This is a genomic window from Streptomyces sp. NPDC056734 (assembly GCF_042790455.1).
Lineage (GTDB): Bacteria > Actinomycetota > Actinomycetes > Streptomycetales > Streptomycetaceae > Streptomyces.
Window position 1 is genome coordinate 172,664 of the sequence record NZ_JBHTZD010000006.1, and the last position, 11,058, is coordinate 183,721.

The following is an 11,058-nucleotide window of genomic DNA, read 5'->3' on the forward strand; positions in this document are numbered from 1 at the left end:
GCGCCTTGATCATGGTCGAGCGGGCCGGCAACCCGGCCCGAGACTCCACGGCATCGCCGCAACCGCCGCATCGCTCAGATCGCGAGCGTGACAACCAACCGTGATCTACCGCACGGCGTCAAGGCGCACTGCCCCGGCGACCGCGAAGAGTTCGACCCGCTTTCGCGTCATGACAGAAATTGATTGAGATGGATAAATATCGATCGATCACTTCACATCGAGTCTGTCGAACACTCTTGTTCCTGTTGAATAACTGCCGTGCGTGACGGAGAGAACCAGCCCGAAAACCTAGGTGGCCTTGTGGTCGGCGCGGCCCGCACCGTCTGGGCCAAGCACGACCGGGACACCGAGAAGTGGCTGCCCTTGTGGCGGCATATGGGGGACAGTGCCGCTGTCGCCGGGCTGCTGTGGGACCACTGGATTCCGCGCAACGTAAAGGAGTTGATCGGAGACCCGCTCCCCGAGGGCGAATGCGACGGGCGGCGGCTGTGCGTATGGCTCGCGGGAACCCACGACATCGGCAAAGCCACCCCCGCCTTCGCCTGCCAAGTAGATGATCTGGCACATGCGATGAGCGGTGCCGGTCTCGGTATGCGTACCCGCAAGCAGTTCGGCGACGACCGCCGGATGGCCCCGCACGGGCTGGCCGGACAGGTTCTTCTTCAGGAGTGGCTGGAGGAACGGCACGGCTGGACCCGCCGCGCCTCCGCGCAGTTCGCCGTGGTGGCCGGCGGTCATCACGGCGTACCTCCGGATCACGTGCAGCTCCACAATCTCGACGCGCATCCCGAACTGCTGCGGACCCCGGGACCGGCGGCGGCCGTCTGGCAGCGGGTGCAGAACGAACTGCTGGACGCGTGCGCCCGCGCCTTCGAGGTCGAGGACAGGCTCGCCCACTGGCGCGGAGTGAGACTGCCGCAGCCGGTCCAGGTGCTGCTGACCGCGGTCGTCATCGTGTGCGACTGGATCGCCAGCAACCCGGATCTGTTCCCGTACTTCCCCGAGGAGCGTCCCCGCAGCGACGCCGAGCGGGTGTCCGCGGCGTGGCAGGGACTGCGCCTGCCCTCACCGTGGGCACCGGCGGAGCCGACCGCACCCGCGGCAGAACTGTTCGCCGCGCGCTTCGAGCTGCCGCCCGGTGCCGTGGTCCGGCCGGTGCAGAAGCAGGCCCTCGCCCTGGCCCGGAACATGGCTCAGCCCGGGATGCTGATCATCGAGGCCCCCATGGGGGAGGGAAAGACCGAGGCCGCCCTCGCGGTGGCGGAGGTGTTCGCGGCACGATCGGGAGCGGGCGGCTGCTACGTGGCCCTGCCGACGATGGCGACCAGCAACGCCATGTTCCCGAGGCTGCTGCACTGGCTCGACCGGCTGCCGCTCACCGGCCCGAGCGGGACACCGGCCGTCCCATCGGTCACCCCGGGCGGCACCCCGCCCGTCACCTCGCCGACAGCGCCGGACATCCCGCCGCAGCAGCATTCGGTCCTCCTCGCCCACGCGAAGGCAGCGCTCCAGGACGACTACGCCGCCCTGATGCGCGACAGCCGCCGGACGATCGCCGCCGTGGACGCGTACGGCGACGACGAACGCCCCGCGGGCGCCGCCCAAGCCGCCTCCGCCGAACTCGTCGCGCACCAGTGGCTGCGGGGACGCAAGAAGGGGCTGCTCGCCTCCTTCGCCGTCGGGACGATCGACCAGTTGCTGATGACCGGTCTCAAGAGCAGGCACCTTGCGCTGCGGCACCTGGCCATGGCGGGCAAGGTCGTCGTCATCGACGAGGTGCACGCCTACGACGCCTACATGAACACCTATCTCGACCGGGTGCTGTCGTGGCTGGGGTCGTACCGCGTTCCCGTCGTGGTGCTGTCGGCGACACTTCCGGCAGGTCGGCGGCAGGAACTGGCGGAGGCGTACACGGGAGCGAGCGCCGATGCGCCCGGCGGTGTCCAGGAGTACCCACTCCTGACCGCCGTCACTCATGGCACGGAGCCGGTGACGGTCTCGCCCGCTGCCTCCGGACGCCGGACGGACGTGGTGGTGGAGCGTCTGGCGGACGACGACACCGTACTGGCGGATCGTCTGGTACAGGAACTGACTGACGGCGGATGCGCGTTGGTCGTACGGAATACGGTTGACCGGGTGACCGACACGGCCGCCGCACTCAGGGCGAGGTTCGGCGCCGAGCACGTCACCGTCGCGCACGCCCGTTTCGTCGATGTCGACCGGGCCCGCAAGGACGCCTCCCTGCTCGACCGATTCGGGCCACCGGGTCGCGACGGCACATCACGACACCGTCCCCGGGGCACCCACATCGTGGTCGCGAGCCAGGTGGCCGAGCAGTCCCTGGACGTCGATTTCGACCTCCTGGTCACCGACCTGTGCCCCGTCGACCTGCTGCTCCAGCGCATGGGACGACTGCACCGCCACCCTCGCGAACGCCCGCCACGCCTGCGGCAGCCCCGCTGCCTGGTGACCGGAGTCGACTGGCGGACGGAACCCGCCCCCACGCCCGTCAAGGGCTCGCGCACGGTCTACGGTCCGTACCCCCTGCTGCGGACCCTGGCTGTCCTCGCCCCACACCTCGGGGAGAACGGGGAACCGGGCCGACCGGTACGGCTCCCGGAGGACATCAGCCCGCTCGTCCAGCGGGCGTACGGGGACGACGAGCCCTGCCCGCCGCACTGGGAGCGGACCGTCGCCCCCGCGCGGGCCAGCCACGACGACGCCCGTGCCGGGCAGCGGCAGAAGGCGGAGGTCTTCCGGCTGGACGAGGTGCGCAAGGCCGGCCGGCCTCTCATCGGCTGGATCGGCGCGGGGGTCGGGGACGCGGATGACAGCAGGGCCGGACGCGCTCAGGTCCGGGACAGCCGGGAGAGCCTGGAGGTCCTGGTCGTGATGCGCCGGAGCGACGGCACCCTGTGCACCCTGCCGTGGCTCGACAGGGGGTTCGGCGGTCTCGAACTGCCCACCGACGCCGTACCGTCCGCGCGCGCCGCCCGTGCCGCTGCCGCGAGCGGACTGCGGCTGCCCTACCACTTCTCCTTCCCCGACACCGAATGCCGGGCCCTCGCCGAGCTGGAGGAGCTGTGCATCCCGGCCTGGCAGGAGAAGGAGAGCCACTGGCTCGCCGGGGAGTTGATCCTCGCACTCGACGAGGACGGCCGGACCCGTCTGGCGGGGTGGCATCTGACCTACGACCTGGACGACGGCTTGCTGGTGACCCGCGAGGGACCGGGCAAGGCGGACGGTAAGGGGATCGAGGCGGAGGCCAGGACGGAGAACAGCACGGAGAACGGGGAGGACGTCGGGAAGGCAATCAGAGAAGAGAGGAGATCGCTGCCTTCGGTGCCGTCCTTCGACCTCACCCACCGCCCCTGGTTGCCCGTACAGCTCGACAACGGCTCGCAGCGCGAGCTGTCCCTGGTGGAGGTGTTCGACCAGGCGCGCGACATCCGCCGGCTCCTCGGCGATCTGCCTACCCAGGACTTCGCCCTGACACGGCTGCTCCTGGCGATCCTGCACGACGCCCTCGCCGGTGCCGGGAAGGGCGCGGCGCCCTCCGACACCGACGCGTGGGAGGAACTGTGGCTGTCCGAGACGCCGTACGCCGGTCCCGTGGCCGACTATCTGCATCGGCACCGCGACCGCTTCGACCTGATGCACCCCGAGCATCCGTTCTTCCAGGTCGCCGGGTTGCGCACGGCCAAGGACGAGGTCTTCTCCCTCAACCGCATCGTGGGCGACGTACCCAACGGGGAGCCGTTCTTCAGCATGCGCAGGCCCGGTGTCGGCCGGCTCGGGTTCGCGGAGGCGGCACGCTGGCTGGTGCATGCCCAGGCGTTCGACCCGTCGGGCATCAAATCCGGCGCGGTGGGCGACCCCCGGGTGAAGGCCGGCAAGGGCTACCCGCAGGGCGTGGCGTGGGCGGGCAACCTGGGCGGCGTCCTCGTCGAAGGGGCCAACCTCCACGAGACGCTGCTGCTCAATCTGATGGCCGCCGACACCACCAGCCTGCATGCGGACGAGGCCGACCGGCCGACCTGGCGCGCCGAGCCGTGCGGACCGGTCGAGGACCCGGACCTCGCCCGGCGCCCCTACGGACTGCGCGACCTCTACACCTGGCAGTCGCGTCGCATCCGGCTGCACCATGACGCCGAGGGCGTGCACGGCGTGGTGCTCGCGTACGGCGACCGCCTCGAACCGCACAACAAACACCCGCGCGAACCGATGACCGGCTGGCGACGCAGTCCGGCGCAGGAGAAGAAGCGCGGGGAAGCGCTCGTCTATCTGCCGAAGGAGCACGAACCGTCGCTCATGGCCTGGCGCGGGATGGAGGGCCTGCTGGCCGGCCGGGAGCCGGGGACGGGGCAGGGCCCCGACGGAGCCCGGCGCCTGCGACCCGGCATCGTGGAGTGGATCGCCCGGCTGACCACCGAGGGATTCCTCCAGCGCGGCCATCTGATCCGCACCCGTGTCATCGGCGCACGCTACGGCACCCAGCAGTCGGTGATCGACGAGGTGGTGGATGACGGGGTCCTGATGCCCGTGGTGCTCCTGCACCGGGACGACCGGCGGTACGGGGAGAAGGCCGTGGACGCGCTGCACGACGCGGAGCAGGCCGTCACCGCGCTCGCCGACCTCGCCGTCGACCTCGCCCAGGCTTCTGGGCTCGACCCCGAACCCCGCCGGAACACCGTCCGGGACCAGGCGTTCGGCACCCTCGACACCCACTACCGCCGCTGGCTGCGGCACTTGGGGGACGCAGCCGACCCGGAGGAGCACCGGGACCGCTGGAAGAGGGAGGTGCACCGCATCATCGGAAACCTGGGAGCCGGTCTGCTGGACGACGCCGGACCGACCGCCTGGGAAGGCCGCGTCGTACCGGCCCGGGGCGGTACGCGATGGCTGAACGACGCCGCGGCCGACCTCCGCTTCCGCACCCGGCTCCGCGAACTCCTGGCCACCCACGACGACGGCCCACCGGCTCCCACTCCAACTACTGGCCACGAATGACGACGGCCCACCGACCCCACGCCACCCCACCTGACCGCCCCCTTCCCGCGGAGCCACCGGTATGACCCTCGTCGCTTCCGCCTCTCCCGTCCCGCCCGACCCCGCGACGCCCGCCCCGCGGCAGGTACCGCTCGGTCCGGTCGGCAGAGCCGTCCACCAACGCGTCACGTACCTGCAACGGGGCTACCTGGATCACCGCAGCGACGCCGTCGGCGCCCTGGCCCGACTGCGACGCGGCATCGGCCGACCGGCCGGTGAGGTCGCCGACCTCTGGGGTCTCATCGGCACCGAGCCCCTTTACGAGCAGTACGAGCGGCGGGAGTTGACCGAGGAGGCCATGCTCCGGGCCGAGGAGGCGGCGCACGCGGCTGTCACCCTGTGGTCGTTGCACCAGCAGTCCCATCACACCGTGCGGATGCACCGCAGGCCCGGCCCCGAACTCGGTGCGGCTGTCCGGCGCCTGGCCCCCGGGTCCGACATCGACGAGCCCACGCGCAAGCGTTTCGTCCGGGCGGGTACGGCGGCCACACCCGTGGTCCTCGCCGGGCGGCTGCGCGAACTCGTCCTCCTGCTGCGCCGCGAGGCCGTTCCGCTCGACTACGGCCTGCTCGCCGATCAGCTCCACACCTGGCAGTCCCCCGGCGGACCCCAGTCGGTACGCCGCTCCTGGGGCCGTTCCTACCTCGCCGTCCACCCATCGGCACCGGGCAACGGCCCATCACCGACAGCGGAACCGAATGGGCCCGCCACCGCCCCCGACACCGACGACCCGCAGCTCCCCCACCCGACCCTCCCGGAGGACGACACCCCGTGAGCCGCACCATCATCGACGTGCACGTACTTCAGACGGTGCCGCCGAGCAACCTCAACCGCGACGACACCGGCACTCCGAAGACCGCGGTCTACGGTGGTGTCCGACGCGCCCGCGTCTCCAGTCAGGCATGGAAGAGGGCGACCCGACGAGCGTTCGAGGACCTCCTCGACCCGGACGAACTCGGCTTCCGCACCCGCCGGGTGGCCGAGCTGCTGGCCGAGCGGATCACCGCGGCGGAAGCCTCGCTGGACGGCGGCAAGGCCCTGGAACTGGCCGCCGAGACACTTCACGCCGCGACCGGCTCCAAGATCGAGGTTCCCCGCAGGAAGGCCGAGACCGCGAAGCGCAACGGCGATCCGGAGCCCCCGCCGGAGTCCTCCTATCTGATGTTCCTCAGCTCGCGCCAGTTCGACGGCCTGGCCCGCCTGGCGGTCGAGGGCGCCGCTGACATCAAGGCGTTCCTGAAGGCCAAGGAGAACAAGGAGAAGGCCCGACGGATCGCCGACACCCGGCACTCGGTGGACATCGCCCTGTTCGGCCGGATGGTCGCCGACTCCGCCGACTTCAACGTCGAGGCGGCAGCCCAGGTCGCGCACGCCATCAGCGTCCACCAGGTCGAGAACGAGTCCGACTACTACACCGCGGTGGACGACAAGAACGAGAAGGAGGAGGAGTCCGGCGCGGGCATGATCGGCACCGTCGACTTCAACTCCGCGACCCTCTACCGCTACGCGGCTCTCGACGTGGACCGGCTGCGCGACAACCTCGGCGACGGCCGGCGCTCCGACCAGCCCCCGCACGAGCCGGTACGCAGGGCGGTCAGCGCCTTCCTGCGGGGCTTCATCGCGTCCATGCCCACCGGAAAGATCAACACCTTCGGCAATCACACCCTCCCCGAGGCCGTGATCGTCACCCTCCGCTCCGCACGGCCCATCAGCTTCGTCGCCGCCTTCGAGGAGCCCGTTCTCACGCCCCTGGGCTCGGGCGGCCATCTGCGCGGCGCCTGCGCCCAACTGCTCGCCCATATCTCCGACATCGAGAAGGCGTACGAGGTCACCGGCGACCCGAGCTGGGTACTCAGGGCAGGAACGGCCACCGAGCCGCTGCTGGCCCTCGGCACCGAGGTCACCATCGGCGGTCTGCTCGACGCAGTGGGCGACGCGGTCACCGCCCGACTGACGGACCGCACGCCTCAGGCCACAGACCAACCACATCCCCCCCAGAACCAGGACCGTCCCGCATGAGCGAACGCACCGGCGTCCTGACACTGCGCCTCGCGGGCCCGCTCCAGTCCTGGGGCGCATCGTCCCGCTTCACACGCCGTGCGACGGAGCGGGCACCCACCAAGAGCGGAGTGCTCGGACTGCTCGCCGCGGCTCAGGGCCGTGAGCGCGACGCGGACATCTCCGACCTCGCCGCGCTCACCTTCGCCGTCCGGCTCGACCAGCCCGGCACCCGGGTGCGCGACTACCAGACCGCGCAGCACGCCGACACGGGCAAGTCCATGCCGGTCTCCGAACGCTTCTACCTCTCCGACGCCGTCTTCGTAGCCGCCGTGGAAGGCGACGAAGCCTTGCTCAGTTCCCTCTACGCGGCCGTCCGGACCCCGGTGTTCCTCCCGTTCCTCGGCCGCCGCTCCTGCCCGCCGTCCCGGCCGATCGATCTGCGCCTGCACCGCGGCGCCTCCCGCGGCGACCTGCTGCGAACACTGAGGACCGAGCCCTGGCAGGCGTCCTCCACGGTCCAGCGCCGACGGGTCCGCGAGCGACGGATCGAACTCGAAGTGATCGCCGACCTCGTCGCCGGTGACGGTCCCGGCGACGCGATCCGGGACCAGCCCCTCAGTTTCGACCCGCGCCACCGCCAGTACGGTCTGCGCGGCGTCCGCTCGACCGCGGTCACCGTCCCCAATCCGCTGAGCACGACCCGCGCCCAGAGCTTCGTACCGCCGAAACACGACCCGATGGAGCTGCTGGACGACCGGTGAAGCCCAGACGGCCCTGACAGGGGCCGCACCACACCACACCACACCAAGGATCGAAGGACTGATGGACCGATGGACCGAAGTACTGAGGAACTGAAGGAAGACCGACCATGTTCCTGACGCGATTCCGTCTCAACACCGCCCGCGTCGGCGCCCGTCGGCTGCTCAACTCACCGCAGAGCCTGCACGCCGCGGTCATGGCCTCCTTCGCCGAGCGGCCCGACCACCAGGGCGACGGCCCCCGGGTGCTGTGGCGCCTGGACCAGCACTCCCGCAGCGAAGTGGTGCTCTACGTCGTCAGCCCCGACCGTCCGGACCTCACCCACCTGGTGGAGCAGGCGGGCTGGCCGACCACGGGCGCCTGGCAGACGAAACCGTACGCCCCCTTCCTCGCCCGGATCGCCGCCGACGACACCTGGGCCTTCCGGCTCACCGCGAACCCCGTGCACAGCATCCGCCGGCACGCCACCGAACCGACGAAACGCACCCCCCTTGTCACCCCGCGCCATCAGCTCGACTGGCTGCTCAAACGGCAGACGGACGCGGGCTTCGCCGTCGTGGAACGCCCCGAGCCCCGCCCGGACGGCCTCGACGGGGCCTGGCACGAGGTCGTCGTCCACGACCGCAGGGACCTAGCCTTCCGCAAGCGGAACGAGTCCGACGAGCGGGCGCACAAGGTCTCCCTGACCCGCGTCACCTTCGACGGCCGCCTCCGCGTCCTCGATCCCGAGGCGTTTCGCCGCACCCTCACCTCCGGCCTCGGCAAGGCCAAGGCGTACGGCTGCGGACTCATGACCCTGGCCCCCGCGGAGTAGCCGGTGACCACGATCGGCCGACGCCCCGCCTCCGGCCCGCGACAGCTCACCCGCGTCGGTGACCGCTTGTCCTTCGTCTACCTCGAACGCTGCGTGGTGCACCGCGACGCCAACGCCATCACGGCCGAGGACGCGGAGGGTGTGCGCCACATCCCCTCGGCGACGATCGGCACGCTGCTGCTCGGCCCGGGAACCCGGATCACCCACCAGGCCATGGCGGTTCTGGGCGAGAGCGGCGCCGTGGTGGTGTGGGTCGGCGAGAACGGCGTACGTTTCTACGCTGGCGGCCGGGCGCTCAGCCGCTCCGCCGCACTCGTGGAGGCCCAGGCCGTCGCCTGGGCGAACCAGCGGACCCGGCTCGACGTCGCCCGGTCCATGTACCGGCTCCGCTTCCCCGACGAGGACCCGGCATCATGCACCCGCCGCCAACTCCTCGGCCGTGAGGGCGACCGGGTCAAACGCTGCTACGCAGAGCAGGCCGCCCGCACCGGGGTGCCCTGGCACGGCCGCCGGTTCACCCCCGGCGACTTCAACTCCGGTGACGCCCCGAACCAAGCTGTCACCGCCGCCGCGCAGTGCATGTACGGGATCGCCCAGGCCGTGGTCGCGGCGCTGGGTTGCAGCCCGGGACTCGGTTTCGTCCACTCGGGCCACGAACTCTCCTTCGTCCTTGACGTAGCCGACTTCTACAAGACAGACATCGGCATTCCGATCGCCTTCGAGGTCGCGGCGGAAGGCCCGGAGGACATCGGAGCCCGGACCCGCCGAGCGCTGCGCGACCGCATCAACAGCGCCGGGCTGCTCAACCGGTGCGTGCGCGACGTCCAGGGACTCTTCGCACCCCCGGGCGCCGACCTGCCGGACGGCGATCACGTCACCCTCCTGTCCGACCGCGGCACCGGACTGACCGCCGGCCGCAACTACGCTGACGACAGGGGTTCAGCCTCCACCCGGGACATCGGGACACAGGACTCCCTCTCACGGGACGGCGTCATCTGGTGACGGTCATCGTCCTCACCCACTGCCCGGTCGGCCTGCGAGGCTTCCTCACCCGCTGGCTTCTGGAGATCTCCCCCGGCGTCTTCCTGGGCAACCCGTCCGCCCGCATTCGCGACGCCCTGTGGGACGAGGTCCGCCAGTACGCCGGTAACGGCCGCGCGCTGCTCGCCTACTCGACCGACTCCGAGCAGGGCTACGCCTTCCGTACCCACGACCACAGATGGCACCCCGTCGACCACGAGGGTCTCACTCTCATCTTCCGCCCTTCCGACCGCCCGCGCACGCCCTCCTCGTCTCCTCCATCAGGCTGGAGCAAGGCGTCTAAGCGCCGCCGCTTCGGCAACCGGGCGCCGTAGCCTCCGGTCCCGCCGACGAGAGCCCGAACCGAGAGCCGCAGGGCCCGAAGAGAGCACCACATGCTGCGGCTCCGGCAGAGCCGGGCTGCCGACCTGCGGTGTGTAGGCCACGGTGGTCTCATGCCGGGTAGTGCGGACGGCTGAACGGGGCCGCCCGTATCTGGCCGCCTGTCGACGTGCCACGAACAGTCGCCTGGTGCCTGCGCAGCTTCTCCCTGCCCTCCGAGGCAGAGTTCCCATACCAGATGAGGAGCAACGCCTGCGAGCCAGCGACTGCTTCGGCAGCCTCACTCCGGGAACCACTCGCTGTCAGCCCGTACTCTTTGGTGCGGAGACTTGCCTGGCCGATCGGGGTGCGATTTTCCCGCTATGCCTGTTTCTCTCATCCTTGCTGAAACAAGCCTTGCCCCTTGATAAAAGTGCAGCTCACGGAGTCCGCTCCCCGCGTGTGCGGGGCTGAGCCCGCAGCCGAGTACCAGCGGACCGTGGACGAAATCCGCTCCCCGCGTGTGCGGGGCTGAGCCTGAACCGTCATCCCCGATGAGCCGGTGCCGGCACCGCTCCCCGCGTGTGCGGGGCTGAGCCCAAGGCCCGCCGGGCACGGCTGCGGCTCGCCGGCCGCTCCCCGCGTGTGCGGGGCTGAGCCCCAGACCTTGGACGACCGGTAGTGCAGGGCGGTCCGCTCCCCGCGTGTGCGGGGCTGAGCCCAGAGAAGGAGCCGCATCGTGAGCACCGATGAGCCGCTCCCCGCGTGTGCGGGGCTGAGCCCGAAGGCGATGTGGACGCCATCGCCGAGTCGCTCCGCTCCCCGCGTGTGCGGGGCTGAGCCCGATCCGGCCGGGCAGCGCGGAGAAGAACGACGCCGCTCCCCGCGTGTGCGGGGCTGAGCCCTTCGCATGGCCCTCTTTCCCGTGCCCCAGCGGCCGCTCCCCGCGTGTGCGGGGCTGAGCCCGGTGGCGGCTGACCTCGGCTGGCACCCGGAGACCGCTCCCCGCGTGTGCGGGGCTGAGCCCTACGGCTCGGGGTGCAGGAACAGCGCAGCGCCCCGCTCCCCGCGTGTGCGGGGCTGAGCCCAGGCAG

At 71.0% G+C, this 11,058-nt stretch carries 7 protein-coding genes and 1 CRISPR repeat array; all 7 genes read left to right on the forward strand.

Features of this window, described 5'->3' with window-relative positions; genetic code table 11:
• Positions 1-375: 375 nt before the first annotated feature.
• The 7 genes from casA to cas2e all read left to right on the forward strand — a co-directional run bounded on the left by casA (position 376) and on the right by cas2e (position 9,978).
• On the forward strand, positions 376-5,010 hold the full coding sequence (casA, locus tag ACFRFC_RS11140; RefSeq protein WP_382681076.1) for a type I-E CRISPR-associated protein Cse1/CasA: 4,635 nt from the start codon (positions 376-378) through the stop codon (positions 5,008-5,010).
• A 61-nt stretch (positions 5,011-5,071) separates the two neighbouring features.
• The gene (gene casB / locus ACFRFC_RS11145) at positions 5,072-5,824 is read left to right on the forward strand and encodes a type I-E CRISPR-associated protein Cse2/CasB (protein WP_382680781.1); all 753 of its coding nucleotides are present in this window, start codon (positions 5,072-5,074) and stop codon (positions 5,822-5,824) included.
• Entirely contained in the window at positions 5,821-7,068 is a 1,248-nt protein-coding gene (gene cas7e / locus ACFRFC_RS11150) for a type I-E CRISPR-associated protein Cas7/Cse4/CasC (protein ID WP_382680782.1), read from the forward strand. The genes casB and cas7e overlap by 4 nt, the downstream gene beginning before the upstream one ends.
• Positions 7,065-7,811 (forward strand): type I-E CRISPR-associated protein Cas5/CasD, encoded by a 747-nt coding sequence (cas5e, locus tag ACFRFC_RS11155; protein WP_365315367.1) that lies wholly within the window; start codon positions 7,065-7,067, stop codon positions 7,809-7,811. Before cas7e ends, cas5e begins: the two co-directional genes overlap by 4 nt.
• Positions 7,812-7,918: 107 nt before the next feature.
• A complete protein-coding gene (gene cas6e, locus ACFRFC_RS11160; RefSeq protein ID WP_382680783.1) occupies positions 7,919-8,623 on the forward strand; it encodes a type I-E CRISPR-associated protein Cas6/Cse3/CasE in 705 nt (234 codons plus the stop codon).
• Positions 8,624-8,626: 3 nt separating this feature from the next.
• Positions 8,627-9,625 (forward strand): type I-E CRISPR-associated endonuclease Cas1e, encoded by a 999-nt coding sequence (gene cas1e / locus ACFRFC_RS11165; RefSeq protein WP_382680784.1) that lies wholly within the window; start codon positions 8,627-8,629, stop codon positions 9,623-9,625.
• A complete protein-coding gene (gene cas2e, locus ACFRFC_RS11170; protein WP_382680785.1) occupies positions 9,622-9,978 on the forward strand; it encodes a type I-E CRISPR-associated endoribonuclease Cas2e in 357 nt (118 codons plus the stop codon). Before cas1e ends, cas2e begins: the two co-directional genes overlap by 4 nt.
• 435 nt (positions 9,979-10,413) lie before the next feature.
• Positions 10,414-11,052: a CRISPR direct-repeat array (repeat unit 29 nt; unit sequence CCGCTCCCCGCGTGTGCGGGGCTGAGCCC).
• Positions 11,053-11,058: the final 6 nt, after the last annotated feature.